Annotated in this window: 20 protein-coding genes; 3 read left to right on the top strand and 17 right to left on the bottom strand. The window is 44.7% G+C overall.

The window, feature by feature from the left end:
• Positions 1-61: 61 nt before the first annotated feature.
• Positions 62-967: an ArsR/SmtB family transcription factor gene (locus ACX9NY_RS00905; protein ID WP_342570802.1), complete on the top strand. Its 906-nt coding sequence runs from the start codon at positions 62-64 to the stop codon at positions 965-967.
• A 56-nt stretch (positions 968-1,023) separates the two neighbouring features.
• Complete coding sequence (locus ACX9NY_RS00900; protein ID WP_342570803.1) at positions 1,024-2,274, top strand: MFS transporter; 1,251 nt, start codon at positions 1,024-1,026, stop codon at positions 2,272-2,274.
• A gap of 244 nt (positions 2,275-2,518) precedes the next feature.
• Here the strand turns inward: ACX9NY_RS00900 and ACX9NY_RS00895 are convergent, their stop codons facing one another.
• The 6 genes from ACX9NY_RS00895 to ACX9NY_RS00870 form a co-directional block, all read right to left on the bottom strand.
• A complete protein-coding gene (locus tag ACX9NY_RS00895; protein WP_342570804.1) occupies positions 2,519-2,959 on the bottom strand; it encodes a GNAT family N-acetyltransferase in 441 nt (146 codons plus the stop codon).
• A gap of 426 nt (positions 2,960-3,385) precedes the next feature.
• Positions 3,386-4,285 carry an ROK family protein gene (locus ACX9NY_RS00890; protein WP_472476720.1) on the bottom strand — a complete coding sequence of 300 codons (900 nt, stop codon included), beginning with the start codon at positions 4,283-4,285 and terminating at the stop codon, positions 3,386-3,388.
• A gap of 28 nt (positions 4,286-4,313) precedes the next feature.
• A complete protein-coding gene (locus ACX9NY_RS00885) occupies positions 4,314-5,786 on the bottom strand; it encodes a glycoside hydrolase family 32 protein (RefSeq protein WP_472476719.1) in 1,473 nt (490 codons plus the stop codon).
• Between the two features lie 25 nt (positions 5,787-5,811).
• Positions 5,812-7,422, bottom strand: a complete 1,611-nt coding sequence (locus tag ACX9NY_RS00880; protein WP_472476718.1) for an ABC transporter substrate-binding protein — start codon at positions 7,420-7,422, stop codon at positions 5,812-5,814.
• A gap of 55 nt (positions 7,423-7,477) precedes the next feature.
• Positions 7,478-8,359, bottom strand: coding sequence for a carbohydrate ABC transporter permease (locus tag ACX9NY_RS00875; RefSeq protein WP_215076232.1), 882 nt, complete (start codon positions 8,357-8,359; stop codon positions 7,478-7,480).
• 16 nt (positions 8,360-8,375) lie between these two features.
• The gene (locus ACX9NY_RS00870) at positions 8,376-9,236 is read right to left on the bottom strand and encodes an ABC transporter permease (RefSeq protein WP_339243173.1); all 861 of its coding nucleotides are present in this window, start codon (positions 9,234-9,236) and stop codon (positions 8,376-8,378) included.
• Positions 9,237-9,776: 540 nt separating this feature from the next.
• On the opposite strand from ACX9NY_RS00870, the gene ACX9NY_RS00865 reads away from it, so the two are divergent.
• Entirely contained in the window at positions 9,777-10,853 is a 1,077-nt protein-coding gene (locus ACX9NY_RS00865; RefSeq protein ID WP_339256832.1) for a LacI family DNA-binding transcriptional regulator, read from the top strand.
• Between the two features lie 121 nt (positions 10,854-10,974).
• On the opposite strand, the gene ACX9NY_RS00860 is transcribed toward ACX9NY_RS00865, so the two are convergent.
• The 11 genes from ACX9NY_RS00860 to ACX9NY_RS00810 all read right to left on the bottom strand — a co-directional run bounded on the left by ACX9NY_RS00860 (position 10,975) and on the right by ACX9NY_RS00810 (position 17,610).
• Positions 10,975-11,793 carry a purine-nucleoside phosphorylase gene (locus ACX9NY_RS00860; protein WP_472476717.1) on the bottom strand — a complete coding sequence of 273 codons (819 nt, stop codon included), beginning with the start codon at positions 11,791-11,793 and terminating at the stop codon, positions 10,975-10,977.
• A 128-nt stretch (positions 11,794-11,921) separates the two neighbouring features.
• Complete coding sequence (locus ACX9NY_RS00855; protein ID WP_472476716.1) at positions 11,922-12,248, bottom strand: immunity protein TriTu family protein; 327 nt, start codon at positions 12,246-12,248, stop codon at positions 11,922-11,924.
• A gap of 95 nt (positions 12,249-12,343) precedes the next feature.
• A complete protein-coding gene (locus ACX9NY_RS00850) occupies positions 12,344-12,514 on the bottom strand; it encodes a hypothetical protein (protein ID WP_472476715.1) in 171 nt (56 codons plus the stop codon).
• Between the two features lie 47 nt (positions 12,515-12,561).
• Positions 12,562-13,566, bottom strand: coding sequence for an endo-1,4-beta-xylanase (locus ACX9NY_RS00845; protein ID WP_339236749.1), 1,005 nt, complete (start codon positions 13,564-13,566; stop codon positions 12,562-12,564).
• 240 nt (positions 13,567-13,806) lie between these two features.
• Positions 13,807-14,154 (bottom strand): hypothetical protein, encoded by a 348-nt coding sequence (locus ACX9NY_RS00840; RefSeq protein WP_339256841.1) that lies wholly within the window; start codon positions 14,152-14,154, stop codon positions 13,807-13,809.
• A gap of 135 nt (positions 14,155-14,289) precedes the next feature.
• Positions 14,290-15,165, bottom strand: coding sequence for an aminoglycoside phosphotransferase family protein (locus ACX9NY_RS00835; protein ID WP_472476714.1), 876 nt, complete (start codon positions 15,163-15,165; stop codon positions 14,290-14,292).
• A 49-nt stretch (positions 15,166-15,214) separates the two neighbouring features.
• The gene (locus ACX9NY_RS00830; protein WP_472476713.1) at positions 15,215-15,694 is read right to left on the bottom strand and encodes a DinB family protein; all 480 of its coding nucleotides are present in this window, start codon (positions 15,692-15,694) and stop codon (positions 15,215-15,217) included.
• Between the two features lie 29 nt (positions 15,695-15,723).
• On the bottom strand, positions 15,724-16,260 hold the full coding sequence (locus ACX9NY_RS00825) for a GNAT family N-acetyltransferase (RefSeq protein WP_472476712.1): 537 nt from the start codon (positions 16,258-16,260) through the stop codon (positions 15,724-15,726).
• A gap of 16 nt (positions 16,261-16,276) precedes the next feature.
• Positions 16,277-16,558 (bottom strand): hypothetical protein, encoded by a 282-nt coding sequence (locus ACX9NY_RS00820; protein ID WP_472476711.1) that lies wholly within the window; start codon positions 16,556-16,558, stop codon positions 16,277-16,279.
• Positions 16,559-16,587: 29 nt separating this feature from the next.
• Positions 16,588-17,010, bottom strand: coding sequence for a hypothetical protein (locus tag ACX9NY_RS00815; protein ID WP_472476710.1), 423 nt, complete (start codon positions 17,008-17,010; stop codon positions 16,588-16,590).
• Between the two features lie 54 nt (positions 17,011-17,064).
• Positions 17,065-17,610, bottom strand: coding sequence for a GrpB family protein (locus ACX9NY_RS00810; RefSeq protein ID WP_472476709.1), 546 nt, complete (start codon positions 17,608-17,610; stop codon positions 17,065-17,067).
• Between the last annotated feature and the right edge of the window lie 87 nt (positions 17,611-17,697).

Here is a 17,697-nt window from a genome sequence, read left to right as displayed (position 1 = left end):
TATAAAATAAATAACTAGTTCTATAAATATAGAACTAAATACAGGAAGGAACTAAACTCTTATGAACTACACAGTAGAAGTTGATTTTGCACCAATTTATGAATGCGTAAGCACCCTGAGCGCTTTTATAAGTAAACAAAATCATACTAACCTGGATGCCGGGAAGCGATGGGTTCGTGATGTACAGGATCAATTCTCACCAGCCAAACTTCAACAAATGCGAGATACGATGAAAGCAACAGACAATTTCAGCCTTGCGCCATATATATGGAGCTGTTCAGGGGAACGTTCGGTGAATCACTTTTTGAATTGGCTTGAAGATTTGTCCTCAGGCCAATTGTATGACATCGCCGCTCGCTTTAAGTTATCTGTCCCCTCCAATCTGCCCGAATTGCGCAGTCGGACATCCGAAGTGCTACGAGAATGGGATGCTCAGTATTTTGGGCAGATTGATCCGGCAATTATGGAGGGACTCTTTTTGGAAGCTGAATCGAGACGTTCCGGTCTGAACGGGACGAATAACCAAGAAGTATACGAACAAGCTACACAGGGCATGAGGATATATCCCAACGATATGCTAAAACAAATAATCCTCATCCCTCAATATCATGCTCGTCCATTTGTCACCTCAGTGATCTTTGACGAGATGATCTTTACTAATTATTCTTGCGATATTCTGCCAACAGAACCGGGACGACCAGACCCTGGGTTACTGCGTCTAACGCGGGCCCTGTCCGATGAAACCAGACTGTTCATCTTACGACTACTGGCTGGTAAACAGCTGACCTTCACTGAAATTGTCCGTGAGGTTGGACTGTCCAAGAGCACGGTGCATTACCATCTAATAGCCTTGCGAGCAGCCGGACTGATTATCGTGCATTATGATTTCAAAAACACCGAATATAGCCTGCGCTTGGAAGCTCTGAACAACCTTCCACTGCAGATTGGAGCTTATATTGAAGGTTGAATTCATGCATTTCCTTCACCACAAATTGCACTATTCTATCATACGGAGGAATCATAATGCTGAAGCGAAGTTACTACGGTTTATTGGCTACTGTTACTCTTAGTTCTCTCGGTGATGTATTTGGTCTTTTGGCCATGGAATGGCTTGTTTATGAATTAACTGCCTCTAAGCTAGCCATGGGTGCTATGGCAATAAGCTTCAGCATTCCCGAGGTAGCTTTCCGGCTACTCGGATCACCGCTGTCCGACCGACTGCATCGTGGACGGTTCATGGCTGGACTGGCTACAGTACGATTGCTGGCTCTTTTGTTGCCACTAAGTATGGGTATTGCGGGCCAATTACAACTTTGGCATCTATTTCTCGCTGCATCACTTAGCGGAACTTGCTCCTCCCTATTTATGCCAACGGCCATGGCTGTTGTACCTGGCGTAGCTGGTAAACACAAACTGCTGCGGGCATTCGCAGTGATCGACGGCTGTCGAAATGCCGCTGCTTTGCTGGGACCAGCCTTTGCGGGAGCTCTAACGGCTGCATCCGGAGCGTTACCGACACTTGGCATCAATGCTATTTGCTACATTGCAGCCATCACCGCACTGCTCTATCTGCCCACAATGCAGAAACCAGCAGCTCAAGCATCTTTTTCTCGCAAAGCTTATATCCGAGATATTGGAGAGGGCTTCTCTTTTTATCGGCGATTCCCAGCCATGTTCTCGATTATGGTAATGGTTTCGATCAGCAATATGTCCTCTATAGCCATCTGGACCATGATGATTCCTTTTGTCCGCGAAGTGTTGAACCGGGATGCCGCAGCCATGGGCACTCTGACCACCGCTTCTGCATTTGGTACACTAGCAGGACTAGCTATTATCTCTTGGATGGGTGAAATCAAGAGACGACGCATGGTCATGCTGTGCAGCTTAGCTGCGATTGGGCTGTTTAACGCTTTGTTGGGGCTATTTCCGAGTTACCCATTTGCACTTATTGCCTTATGTGCCGCAGGAGCAGCAGGGCCTTTCTTCAGTTCTCTAAGCTCTTCGTTACATGGTACGCTTGTGCCTAGTTCTCTACAAGGCCGGGTTAATTCAATACGATTCCTGATTAGTGGAGGATTACAGCCCGTAGGCGCTTTTGCAGGTGCAGCGGTTGCAGAAGTCTATGGTCTTCCCTTCCTATTTCTGTCTTTAGGTCTTCTTCCTTTCATCTGTTCGATAGCTGCCTCATTTCTCCCGAACCTGAAAGATTTGAATGGCGATCTCGATACTCTACTACATAAGCCATCCAATAAAGTTCATACTACAAGCAGTTAATAACACTAAAAGCGCCGTCCCTTTTTATTGGAACGACGCTTTTGATGTGTGACAACGATAGCAGTTACCTCAAACATGCCATGATACAACATCTGTCCTCCACATTCCAAACATGCGGGATCGGTATCCTGACATAGATAATTATGAGATAAAAGCCCACTCTTCGCTTCTTAAGATTTTTTTCTATACTCTCCATTATTGCGTACATATGAAGTGAACTTGATTAAGCATGGTAATCATATTATTACTGCACTTGAACCGACATGAATAGATCAACCTCATCTTCACTTTCCAGCATAAATCCAAATCGTTCATACAATCGACGAGCAGGGCTTCCCTGCAATACATTTAAAGTAATCCGTTTCCCCTGAACTTCATCCTGTTCCAGCAACATATTCAGCACCTGAGTTCCTATTCTCTGACCTTGATAATCAGGATGTATGTAGAAATGTTCCAATAGGTATACCTCATCCTTGGGCTTCAATGCTACGCAACCTACCATTGATCCCTCCACTTCAATAATCCGCGTATGGACAGGATCAAATGTATTTCGGAAACGTTCACGCACTTTCACATCATCGTACCTTCCCAACCTGGTTAGATCATCGTATAATACCAACGCCCGTAAATCAGCGAGTTGCTCTTGGTCTGCCTGTACAGCTTGACGTATCGTTATTGGGTTCATTGATTGGATTCCTTTCCATTGAAGACACGCTAAATTTTGAATGTCCTATCGCACGATAGGGATAGACACTCAAAATCATACCTTTGGCAGCTGACTTGAGCAACAACGGATTTTAGAATGTATTATATTTTTCCAGCTAGATCCTTCATCCAAAAAGTAAAAGGACAGTAAAGGCTATATAAGTTGAACTAATCATTTACACGATAACGGAGAGGACAGAAAAAACCTGAAAAAGCGAAGCGTTCGCCTTTATCACCGGATTTCCCCTTAAGAAAAGGGGATCAAAAAATCTGGGGATAACAGCGATTGGAAGGTTATTCTGTCATCGTAGTGTCCGTGTAAATAATCTTTAGTTCAACTTGTATAACTTAACAAAATAAGCAAATCAACAACCGTCCCTTTCGGGATGTACATTATTTAATAAAACTACGAAACATGTGAAGCTTGTGCCGCATGTTGCCCTGCTTCCAGACCCAATGCGAGCGCACCACATAGACCTGCATGTTGGCCTAATCCGGGCTGGACGATATATTGGTCCATATGTTGTGTGATTTGGGCTGCATTCACATAACCATTGAGATTCCGGATAACCCTCTCCCGGATCAGTGGAAACAGATGATCTTGCTGCATCACACCACCACCCAAGATGATCTTCTGCGGCGAATGAAGCAGGATGGCCGTGGTGATCGACTCCGCAATGTAAAAGGATTCGATCTCCCACGCCGGATGATTTGCCGGCAGTTCACTGCCAGGGATCTGCCAGCGTGCCTCAATGGCCGGCCCTGCCGCCATTCCCTCCAGGCAATCGCCATGATACGGGCATAATCCGGCAAAGTGATCGTCCGGATGGCGTCTTGTGCGAATATGTCCACCCTCGGGGTGTAACAATCCGTGTACTCGTTGGCCCCCTGCCACAATTCCGACACCAACGCCTGTGCCAATCGTGTAATATACACAGTTGTCCAGTCCTTGCGCCGCCCCCCACGTCACTTCACCCAGCGCGGCAGCATTCACATCCGTATCCCATCCGATAGGAACCGGAAATTCATGCTTCAAGGTTCCAACCACATTACAGTTCTCCCACCCTGGCTTAGGTGTTGTTGTAATATAACCATAGGTGGGACTATCCGGTTGCATATCAATCGGACCAAAGGAGCCAATCCCCATGGCTTCCACACCTTTATCCCTGAAATAGTCGATTACCTTGGCCAGAGTTGTCTCCGGGTGTTCTGTTGGAAAGCTGATCCGATCTTCTATGTGTCCATGCTCATTCCCTACACCACATATGAACTTCGTTCCACCTGCTTCTATGGCTCCGATACGCATCGTTCTGGGCTCCTTTCTTTCATTACAATTAACCTTTAACTTTGGTCGGTGAGATCTCATAGAGTTGAAGTGAAGAGAATACCAGCTCCGTATTTTCGGCATGAGCAGAGATGCCCTTGGAATCCACATCGGGATAGATCAGATCCGTAATAACCGCCTGACCATCATTTGCAAATACCTCCACAGATGAATGATCTACAAAGATATGTAAACAGTGATTCCCGCTCACCGCTTTTAACTCAGCTGTATGGCGGCCCAGGAAATGTTCATGAAACTCGCCGCTGCCCGATCGACTACGGTCAACATATACTTCACCTCGGATGGAGTCTACACCAACGACGGTCTCGTGATCTGCGCCGCTTCTTAGCGCAAAATGGAACGACTGATCCAAAGCCCACTCCACGTCGATCTCATAATTCACAAGTTGCAAAGCATTCAACTGCTCACTCACTTGCGCAATCGAAACATCCTGTAGGGACAATACTGGCGTACGGGCTTGCTCAAATTCACGTGCAGGACGTTGAATCAATATAACTTCTCCCGCTCTTGTCTCCAGTGTTAACTCCCGGGCAATGGTCATGGCTCCACGGTAATCTTCGGTTGGCGTCTGGTTGGCATACATCCAGTTGCTCATCCAACCCATGAACAAGCGTCTGCCATCTTCAGCCGGAATGTCGGACCAACTCACGCCCGCGTAGTTATCCCGGCCATGGTCAATCCAACGAATCATGTGGGATGCCTCATCTGGGACAAATGTACTTCCATCAAAATCCCCGGTGAAATATTGCGTTCTGGAGCCTTCTATACAAGCAGGATCTGCACCAATGCTGACGAGCATTACCCACTTCTCCTGCCCAATTTCTCCATCCACTGCAAGTGGGAACAGGTCCGGACATTCCCACACACCATCGTGTGAACCGATCCCTTCGCCAAATTCACTTCCAAGTTTCCAATCCTTCAGATTGGGAGAACGATACAGACATACCGTTTGACCACATGCGATTATCATAATCCATTCCTTGGTCTGCTCATGCCAGAACACTTTGGGATCACGGAAATCAACAAAGGACTCATGCTTTAATACCGGATTACCCTCATACTTGGTCCAGGTTCTGCCACTGTCTTTGCTATACGCCAGACTCTGACGCTGAACAGGATGCTCATTCGGCACTTCCAGATGATGTGTGAAAATGGCAACCAACCCCGGCTCATCTTCGAAGAATCCGGAAGTATTGTTCCAGTCCACCACCGCGCTGCCGGAGAAGATCATGCCATGTTCATCCGGTGCCAGAGCTACAGGAAGCTCCTCCCAAGTGACGAGATCTCGGGTTACGGCGTGCCCCCAATGCATCGGCCCCCATGTCGTACCAAACGGATGATACTGATAGAACAAGTGATACTCTCCATTGAAAAACACCATGCCGTTCGGGTCGTTCATCCACTTCTCTTTCGGTGAAAAATGGTATTTATTTCGGTAATCTTGTTGTAGAATCGTCGACATTATGGTTTCTCCTCCGTACTTTTCTTTATTGGTTATTACGGTCATATCCTGCTTGTTTAATCTGCAGCCATTCTTGCAATCCAAGGCGATCCAGCTCTTTCAGATAAGCATCCCATTCCTGATCTACTTTCCCGTTCTGATACCATTCTGTACGCAGACGCAGCACATAGGCGAACAGATCCGTCTCAATGGTGGAAAGGCGGTCGAGCTCATCGATTGAGAAGAACACGCTTGGATAGACGTTATCTGCTTTCATGTGTGGAACCATATATTTATCGAGCAGTTCCATACGCCATGCAGCATCTTCCGGTTTGGTGGTGTATTTGTCATAATAACTGTCGAGAATGGCCAGTGGTCCCGCGATACTTGTCTTTTGTCTGAGTTCTACAGGTGCAGAGCCTTCCAGCGGAAGATGCTTCAACATGCCCTTGGCTTCATCGAATTCAAATATATTTTGCTGACTCTCGTCTCCATACGTACCCCAGTTGTTCTGCACAGATTGGAGCGGATCGTACAATTGGTCTACCCACTTTGCTGTGGATTCGAGGTTTTTATTGCTGCTGGTAATGACCATGCGACCACGATCAAGACCGATGCCATTTGTTCTTGTGACATTAATCTCTCCATCAGGTCCGGCAATTGGAGGCAAAACATCATACGTATCATTCATGCCTGTAATGTTGGCTTTATCCCATGTGAAGTACATACCGTACTTGTTGTCTTTGCCTTTTGCCAGATACGTGTTCCAATCCTGCTGATACGATTCAACATCGATGAGACCTTCCTGAACCAGTTCATGAATGTACTTAACTGCTTCCTTGTAACCTGCATCGGCTGCTGTGAAGACGACTTTCCCTTCATTCGTTACTACGGTATGATCCCAGTTCTCCCCGAGTCCAAATGCAGCAAAGAGAAATGTCAGATCTTCTCCGCCTGGCTTGTTAATAAAAGACAATGGAATTTCGTCGGCCTTGCCGTTGCCGTTGGGATCTTGGGTTTTGAACGCGATCAGCACTTCTTTCAACTCTTCGGTTGTCGTTGGCATCTTCAGTCCGAGCTTGTTCAGCCATTCCACATTAATCCAGGGCAAGTTATCCACTGCCTGAATCCGTTGTTTGCCACTTCCGAGTTCTTCAATCCATGGGAATGAATAGATATGTCCGTCCGGAGCCGTGATCATGCTCTTGTATTCAGGAGCTTCCTCCAGCACCTTTTGCAGATTGGGCATATATTGTTCAATCATGTCCTCAAGTGGAATGATCGCCCCGTCCTTCGCCAGTTTCAGGAGATCATAATCTCCATAACCTGCATCAAATATGGCATCCGGCAAATCACCGCTGGCTACCGCCAGATTTCTTTTCTCCGCAAACACATCACTCGTATAGTTCTTCCAGTTGATATGAACATTGGTTTTCTCTTCAAGTCGCTTGTTAATCAGCTTGTCGTTCGGATCAGCGGGAGCCAGCGGAGAGCTCTGTGTGATAAAATTCAATGTCACCTTGCCATCAGGTGATTGCGCCTCACTTGCTGCGCCTCCTCCACCCCCGCCACAGGCGGTTAGAAAGAGCATTGCAGATAACATGGAAATGGATGCCGTTGTAACGGCTTTTCTGGACTTCTTGTTCACTTTTTTCATGATAATGACCTCCATGAGTTGGATTGGATCAACTTACAGTATCGCAGGCTGTTCACTATTTGAGGGAACCAACCATGACACCTTTTTCGAAATACTTCTGGAAGAACGGGTACATGATGATCAGTGGCAGACTCGAAATGACAATGGCTGAATATTTAATCATCTCGGAGAGCCTTTTCAGTTCCGCCATCGCGAGTTGGTCACTGATCATACCTGGTGCAGCCTGATTCTGAATCAGAATGGAGCGCAGGACGAGCTGTAACGGATGGAGATTCGGATTGTCCAGATAGATCATCGCATCAAAATAGGAATTCCATTGCCCAACGAACGCATAAAGGGCGAGTACAAATATGATGGGCTTCGACAATGGAATGACGATCTGGAAGAAAATCTTCATCTCGGAAGCGCCATCCACATTCGCTGCTTCTTTCAGTTCCCGAGGGACTCCTTTGAAAAAGGTTCTGGACAGGATGATGTTCCAGACGTTAACGGCTCCAGGAATGATGATTGCCCACACCGTATCCAGCATGCCGAGATTACGTATAAGTAGATAGGTCGGGATTAATCCCCCGCCGAAGAACATCGTAATGATAAAGATAATCATGAAAAATCCACGTCCCGCGAGCCTTTCATCCGACAATGCATAACCTGCAAATATGGATACGGTCACGGTGATCAGTGCAAAGGAGACCGAGTACAGTACCGCATTTGCAAAACCTCGGATCATGGCTGGATTGGACAGAATCATCTGATAACCGTCCAGACTCCAATCCGATACATTGAAGGACAGTCCACGATTCAGTAGCACAGTGGGGTCCATAAATGAGGCGATAACAATATAAATCAGGGGAACGACCACAACCAGTACAGCACAGGTGAGAAAGATGGCATTGAGTGTGAGGATCAATCGATCCATTCCCGTGTGTTTAACAACCATGGAACATACTCCTTTCCTAATAGAGGCCTTCGCCTTCGTTCAATTTCTTCACAATCAGATTCACTGTCACCAGCAAAATCACATTGATAACCGAGTTAAACAATCCCACTGCCGCAGAATAAGCGTAATCTCCAGACTGTAACCCCACCTTGTAGACATATGTGGCAATAATCTCAGAGGAAGGCAGGTTCATGGACGTCTGCATCAGATAGGCCTTCTCAAATCCAATGGACATAATGCCACCAGCTGCAAGAATAAAGACGATGGCCATAATCGGACGAATCGTTGGAAGATCAATGTGGCGAATACGCTGAAGGAGATTGGCTCCATCCAGATTAGCCGCATTGTGAAGCTCCGGATCAACATTGGCCAAAGCCGCAACGTATATGATGGAAGCCCACCCCGCTCCGGTCCAGATATCGGACAAAATGTAGATCCATCGGAAATATTCCGGTTCAGACATGAACATAATTGGCTGACCTGTAATCCAGGTTGCTAATTGATTAATTGGCCCTGTCGGTGAGAGGAAGATGAACAGCATACCCACCACCACAACAACCGAGATAAAATTGGGTGCATACAGAAACAGTTGGATATTTTTCTTCACGCCAGCTTTACGTACCTGATTCAGCATAAGTGCAAGTAAAATAGGCACCGGGAAACTGAATATCAATCCCAAAAAGCTGAGTTTAAGCGTATTCATTAAAATGATATCGAAATTGGGAGAAGCTATAAATTTCTCAAAATGCTTCAGTCCTACCCAATCACTGCCCATAATGCCTTTGATCGGACTGAAATCCTTAAACGCAATGATGGCTCCGTACATCGGAATGTACTTGAAAATAAGAGTCAAAATTAAGGCTGGTGCGAGCAACATATATAAAAAGTAATTTTTTTTGAGCTGCTGCAACCTCTGACCGCTTGTCGTCCTCACTTTCAGTACCCTTCCTTCGCCCTTTTTGCTGTCGGCTATGTTATCCAACACGATACCCCCGTTCCATTCTTGAAGTTGACAATTGTTTTCGGTAAGGGCTTTCAATATTTACAATTGCCTATTTAATAATTTACAATTTATCAGGTTTCAATGAATTTAGTCAATACATTTTGTAAAAAATATTTGTGCATTTGATCATTTCTTCTTTGCCTAAATGTAAATAAATCACACTGAAATTGCATATAATTAGCACCAATACGGTGATATCAACATAGATATTTCTTTGTCACCGCTGATATTCATCCAATCACATTACACTTGTAACCAAAATTTTGGAACAATTATGAAAATTAAATTTGTGTTCCTAATTGTAAACAGAATTGTGCATTTGTAAAGTAAAGATTGCTATTTGTGCCGTTCTATTATACATTTGACTTAGAGAAGAATATGGATGACTATTGATGAGTAGAGGTGAAGCATTAGATGGCAAAGGAAAAAGTCACGATACAAGACATCGCTGATGCTTTGGGGATCTCCAGGAATACGGCTTCCAAAGCATTGAATGATAGCGGAAACATCCCGGATGAGACTAGAAACCGTGTAATTAAAAAAGCAATTGAACTTAAATATAAACAGTTTGCCTATATGGAAAATGAACATGTTTTAACCAAGGCCCCGGGCAATATCGCCTTGTTAACTGAAAACCTGCCTAATACATCTCACTTTGGTTCGTTGTTAATCAGCGGTTTGGAGAAAAGAATCAGTGCGGAGGGATACAATCTCTCGATTCATATCGTGCGTGAAGAAGATCAAGACGCGCTTACACTTCCCAACAATTTTGATATCGCCAAAGTAGACGGCATCATTTGCATTGAATTATTTGATCTGGAATACACTCAGCTGATTACCGATCTGGGCATCCCTACGATCTTTATCGATTGCGCTTCCGACATATGTTATCCCGAATTCCATGCAGATTTGCTCCTTATGGAGAATGAACACAGCATCTATCAGATCACCACCAAATTAATTGAGAGCGGCTACACAAGTATCGGATTTGTTGGAGACTACAATCACTGTAAGAGCTTTAATGAACGATGGGTTGGATATCACCGGGCTATGCTTGAATCAGGGTTGCAGGTAGACCTATCTCATTGCATTCTAGATAATGATCGCCTATGCTTCTCCAAGCCAGGATGGTTGAACCAGCGGGTGGCAGAGCTGACTTCCTTACCTTCCGCTTACGTATGCGCTAATGATTTTCTTGCCGTCGATCTGATCCGTGCCTTGAAAGCCAGAGGTGTTTCCGTTCCGCAGGATGTTGTGATATGCGGATTCGATAATGCACCCCAATCCCGAATTATTGAGCCAGCATTAACGACCGTTCATATTTACAGCAATGAGATGGGGATTAAGGCTGCGGAGATGCTGTTATCCCGGATTAATAGCCCGACACAGCCGTATCAAGTCTCACATATTGTGACCAAACCCATCATCAGGGAGTCTACGCCAGCAATCATGGCCGATCATTCTCAGATGGTTCATGGTTCGGCAAAATAAAAAAACGTATGTCTCACGAGTAACAACTCGTGAAGCATACGTTTTTTGTGTTTTCGACTTGGCTGGCTGTATGGGAACTTTATCCTATCCAGCGCTGCCTAGAATAGAAATCATCTGGCGATTAGATTTCTTTCAAGATGCCTTTTACCAAACCAATAAAGGTTGTTTTCACTTGGGCAGCCACTTCAATCACTTCGTCATGACTTAACGGCTGATCCAAAATGCCACAGGCCATATTGGTCAGACAGGAAATGCCCAGTACCTTCATACCGCCATGGATGGCAACAATAGCTTCAGGTACCGTAGACATACCCACCGCATCCGCACCCATCGTACGAATCATGCGAATCTCTGCTGGTGTCTCATATGCCGGACCACTCCACCATGCATAGACACCTTGCTGCAGGCCAACGTTTTGCTCTTCTGCAACCTTAAGCGCAATGCTGCGCAGTTCGCGATTATATACCTGTGATACGTCCGGGAAGCGCACACCCAGTTCAGCATTATTCGGTCCCATCAACGGGTTGTTGCCCACCAGGTTAATATGATCTGTAATCAGCATCAGTTGTCCCGGCTCAAAGCTTGTGTTGATGGCTCCGCAGGCATTGGTGATAAGCAACTGCTCGACACCCAGCGCTTTCATAATGCGAACAGGGAATGTCACTTCGTCCAATGTAAACCCTTCATAGTAATGAAGGCGGCCTTTCATCGCTACAACCGTTTTGCCCATCAGCTCCCCAATAACCAATTCATTGGCATGACCGATTGCCTCTGATTGCGCAAAGTAAGGAATTTCTGTGTAGGGAATAACCGTCGCATTTTCAATCTCGTCGGCGAGCGCTCCCAGCCCCGAACCAAGAATCATGCCTATGGCAGGTTTGGAATGGATTCGGTTTAATATGTAATCTCTTGCTTCCTGAATATGTGCGGATTGATGCATAATGGTATCCTCCTGATGATCTCAATTGAGTTAATGAGGTCTTACTCATCAAGTGTAATGAACAATGGTCCTGATGTAAATGGAAGCTGTTGTCCGAATCATTGCAGGGAGAACCTAGCCAAACCCGGTCAAGGCTTTTGTCCAGACTGTACCACTTGAAAATAAGTTGTAAGAAGTTCAGCAAAATCAGGTTCTTTCTCATCGATCCGTTCAATGTACTTCCACAATATCAGCATTTCCGTCTCAATGTGAATGACCTCATATTCCATTTGTCCGGACTCCCAAACCGTTACCTGACCGATGGCACACCCCGATTCATGTACGAATCCGGTAGAAGGATCGGGAATGATGTGGTCATCATGAACGGAATGCTCTCTCTGTTCCGTGGATATGTGAAGAGACTTCAGGCCATCTGCCTGTTGTTCAACCCATTGTTTGAATTGTTTCCGTAACAAATCACGGCCTCCCTGTTATCAGCCTAACATTCATTTTTCTTTTCATAAAAAAAAACGACCCTGTGTCACAGAATCGCTTAAGCTCATCGAATATGCTACTCCAGTGAATATGTGTTCCTGCTTTTCACGTAATCGATAAACATGATCAGTAACATCATGAGTGTGGCAAACATCATTGGCTTGGCCAGTGTGCCCTCTTCAAAAATATAATAGGCTACCACCAAGTTCCCTGCAAATGTCATCAGGTAGTTACGGATGGAATCCATACACTCATCTCATTTCGATCAGAAATTTGAATCATACTCTGATTTTTTTAACTCTCGTTATCTTTAATTATACGCCAAAATGATTCCTTTGGCTGCAACTGTTGATCAAATACAAAAGGCCAATTCTTACGTCCACGTACCGGGAAATGATCCAACCAGGTGTAATTGTCCGCTACTCCCCAGAAAGTCACTGAGGTAATGGATGATTTATATTCTCGGAACAGATCGAAGATTTCTTCATATCGACGCTCCTGCAACTCGGCCATTTCCGGAGTGGGCGCAGTAAGATCGGTTCGACGATCCTCATGACGAAACACCGACATATCCAGCTCCGTAACATGCAACTGTACATCCAGTGAAGCATAACGCTCAATCGCCATTCGGATCTCCTCAATTGAAGGACCATGAATATTCCAGTGCCCCTGCATACCGATTCCATGTACAGGCGCTCCCTTATCCAGCAAAGACCGAACCAAATTGTATATTTTCTCCCGTTTGACCGGATCGGTCTCATTGTAGTCATTATAGAAAAGAAGGGCATTGGGATCTGCTTCATGAGCCATGCTGAATGCTTGCTGCAGATAGTCTTCTCCCACGAGTTGCAGCCACTTTGTGTCCCGCATGAAGAGATCGGTCTTATCTTCAATCGCTTCATTGACGACATCCCATGCATATATTTGCCCCTTATACCGTCCTACCACTGTATCAATATGTTGCTTCAAGCGAGATAATAATAGTTCTCTGGACACGGGAGCACCTGAGCTATCCTCGAAAACCCATTTCGATGTCTGATTGTGCCAGACAAGGGTATGTCCGCGAACCCCCATTCCTTGAGCAACAGCAAAATCAACAATTGCATCTGCCGCATCGAACACATAACGATTTTCTTCCGGGTGAATTTCTCCGAATTTCATCTGATTCTCTGCCGTGATGCTATTGAAGTGTTTCGCGATAAATTCCCCTTCGGACTGCAACATGCCTGTATGTACAGCAGCACCTATTTTGAACTTGTTGGCATAAGCAGCATGTAATGATGGAATTTCCGTCGACATTTACAATTCCCCCTACCCATTTTTATCCATCATATCTTTTTTTGAATACGCTTACAATGAACAAATTATACTTCTTCCCCCTCATATTTAACTATTTATGAATCTTGCGCCCTGTTCGCAAAACAAAAACACCTCCACATTCGTTCCGCTGCTTATAGCAACAAAACTATTTCGTGGAAGGTGCCATGTGATCGTGATGTTCCGTTTAATTCAACTCCAGTACGAAGAGGGGATGAAATGTTACAGCTTGTCCACCTGTAATAAGGTCACCTGTTTCACTGTGCATGCCGGGTTAATTTGCTCCTCGGACAGAATGTTCAGCTTGATGAGACTTTTCAGCTTATGGCTGTCTACCTTGGACAACAATCGCCAGATGTCAGGGTCCGGAAGAGAAGCATACAGCTTCTGATCATCATATTCTTTGCGGTTCTGAAGCACTGTTTTCACGGTGTAACCACCAACCTGCGTCTCATAGACTCCTTGTTCTGCACAATACGCAACAATCTCGTCTCGTAGCACAGACAACTGTTGCTCAATATCTTTTTGCTGCTGCTTCAATTCAAAATAGGATTGAACTTTCTGCTCCATATCGATCACGCTCCTCTATTAACATAGGTATGCGAGGATCGCTAATTTAGGACAGGCTGTTTATTTTATTTACACACATGTGGTCTTACTCTCATTCAATCGTATCCTGTCGTCGTTGATATTCCGTGACTAGGATTACAGCAGGTGTTCATTCAAATATGGATTATGTACAGCTATGCTGTGAACCCTTTGCATGACATCCGGCCCCATGGGTACATCCCCAACACGTTTTAACAGAATCCAGCGCAGGCATGCCATGGCTTCAAAGACCTGCCCCTCTTCCTGCGTATACGTGTTGTAGCTTGCAGAACATGCAAATGCAGCCCGATACATCTCGCCGTAACTTCCCCCATTATAGATGGTGATGAGAAAAACAGACCATGCCATATCGTACCTTGGATCACCATACTGCCCATTGGTCCAATCGATGATGGTGTAATGACCGTCCATTTCAAGAATGTTTCCCAGATTATAATCGCCATGAATCAGACATTCCTGTTTGATCTGGACATGCTGAATCAGGTTTGCTAGAAGAGCTTGTATATCTCCATGCGACTCAATCTGAGGAAAAAAGTATTCAACAAAATCATACTTTGATATGTATTCTTCATCTTCTCCAGCACCCACTCTATTCACCGGATAACGATGAACCTCCATTAATCGCTCAGCCAACCGTGTCAGTTTGGTTTGGGTTAATTGGGTAATAGGCTCTCCATCATAGCTTGTTAACAGCACCTGATTCTGTTGGTCTTCTACTCCCCAACCGCAGGGTTTGGAAACACCAACTCCACTATGATAAAGCTTGGATAATAATTGATATTGTTTGGCGATATCCGGCTTGGAATCCTTGTCCCAGACCTTCAATACGTACCGCTGACCACCCATTTCAATTCTCATTACACTCGCTTCCAGTCCAGGTGACAAGGGAATGATCTGAACTTCCTGTTCAATCACCTGCTGGACACGATCATGCAGTTGTATCCAATCTATCTGGCTGAGTCCGGTAATCATCGTTACCCTCCATCCTTCCATGCCCTGCCATGTCCTTCCGATCTCTCATTTAGTCAGGTAGAATAAGTCCTTTGCCAATGACATTGGCGGATACCGGCTGCTTGCCCAATTCTCGGGCCCATACCGATAGCTGTCCCATATGGTGGATCTCATGGGCGATCACATGTCGCATGACTTCTCCCCATGAATCTGTAGCGACATTGCCACCTGAGCGATGATCAATATAAGCTCTTTTTTCCATACTCGGCTCCCATGCTGTAACAAATGCCTCCACATCCGGACGTAATCTGCGATCCAATTGTCTTACCGCCTCAAGGTTCTGGTAATTTGCAAAATTTTCGGCATCATCCGGTTTACCCTGAAGCAACTGAAGCCAGCTCCACTCTACATCAATGATATGAAACAACGTTTGTAATATGTTACCTACTCCGCCCGTACGAGGCCGAAGCAATTCTTCAAGCGGTACATCTTCACACCAGGCATACCATTGCTCACGCACGATCCAGTTGTAACGAAAGAAAGTTTCCATTGGTATATTCCCCTTTATCGGCTATGTTTTCAGAGAGATTTGATCAATTCTGTATTGGCAAAGGTATCATTAGAATGTTCAAAATCTCCATAAATTCCGCTGATCTGATTGAATCCGGATTTGATCCAGAAGCGTAAAGCAGGCCAATTTTTGAGCGCGACGTTAATTCGAATTTCCTTGTAACTTAGCTCGGAACAATGGAAAGTCAGTGCCTGAATTAATTCTTGTCCATATCCCTGCTTCTGGATTTCACTCTGAATATACAGAAACTCAAGATATAGCGAATCGTCAGAAGGATAACCGTGGTACACACTTAACAAACCAATGTTGCGATCATCCTCAGCCGTACGAATGGATTGAATTCGATAGTTCTCCATTCTCCCTTCTGGAGGAAGGTGGCCTTCTTGAACACATTTTTTCACATAATCCAGATCATGCTCTCGTCCATCCCATTGATGCATGTATCGACTGGTATCATAAATCGACTGAAGTTCAGGAATGTCGGACTCTTTCACATCTGAAATTAAGAGCCTGTCTGAGTTCCATTCTACTGGAAGTTGTTTCATCGTCATCACCCCATCTTTACGTTCTAGTTAATCTCTTTTTAATATACAAGATTACATGAATACCTGCATAAATAAACAGGACATTGAACAAATATAGAAGTACATTTAAAGAGATGCCAGATATAAACCAGATTGTTCCGTCCGAGTTAGCATCATGATAATCCGTAAAGAATCGGATCGGAAAACCATACTCCGTTCGGAGCGGTCCATTATCTGTATATAAAGTTCCAGGAATACATATGATGGCTAATACAGCAAGCCAGGCTGATAGATTCATTATTCTTTTGTTAATTGTCAATATCTCTCCTCCTGACGAATCAGTTTAATTCAACTCTTTCTGCTTCGCGTCTGTAACCAAACTTCCAACCCCATATCAATCATTACAAATAAAATAGCAGCAAAAACACCCAATAAGGTCAGAACTAATGTCTCTTTGAAATTCAGTATTTCTTCTCCTGCTCCCATGAGCACATAATAGATATACATCCCTAGAACTCCAGCACATGCATAACCCAATATCCTCGTACTTAGATACAACATATGATTAACGAATTGTATTCGACGGAGCAGATCGTCCAGCAATATCGATAAAGGCAGCCCAATCAATACGATCAGTGGAGTTGCGTATACCAGATACATAATAATGTAAAAATCAAAACTGTAGGATTCATTCATTGATATGAGGCTTGCAGCCAAAGTAAAACAAATGATGGTTAGAACGGTTGTTAACAGCTTTCTTCCCATGTTCATCTCATCACTCCAATAGGGTTATCTCGATTCATTGGATGTGCTCATTGGATATCATTATGCATCAGATTTTGCCGGTTGCCATCCAATTTCTTGAGACCAATTATGCGCTCTCTGTAATATGCTCCACACCGTTGGTGCTTTTCCTTCAACATACTTGGGACGCTGATCTTTATACAATGACATGAGTCTGTGCTTTTCTTCCGCATATTCCAGACAATCTTCTGGATGCTCCCTTAAATAGTCTCTGAACAGCAAGGTCATTTGCTCGGAGAAACTGCCTGCCTGTCTAACGTGTACATGTATCCTTCTGCTTCCAGGTTCTTCACGAAAGTAACGTTTAGTCTGATCCGAATTTTCTGCTCTGAATACAAATCCGACGCTTTCGATCTCACGCTTGTAGTCCAACAGATTTTCAACATTGGAAACAGATATCTGTATATCGATAATGGGTTTAGCGTCTATCCCGACAATTGAAGTGGACCCTACATGATCAATCCGCACAGCCTTTTCGCCTAACGCTGCTCTTAATATCGAACCCGTTTCCAGAAACAAATCACGCCATGCCGGATCATACTTTGCAATTCTCCATTGATCCTCCATACAACGCCTCCTTCGTTATCCAATCAAGCTATATAATTAAATAACACGTTCTTTCAACTTTTTGTTACAGTTAGATTATTTAGTGAT

This window comes from Paenibacillus sp. CB74, assembly GCF_055687625.1.
Note: the sequence above shows the minus strand (reverse complement) of the source record. Positions and strands in the feature narration are given on the sequence as shown.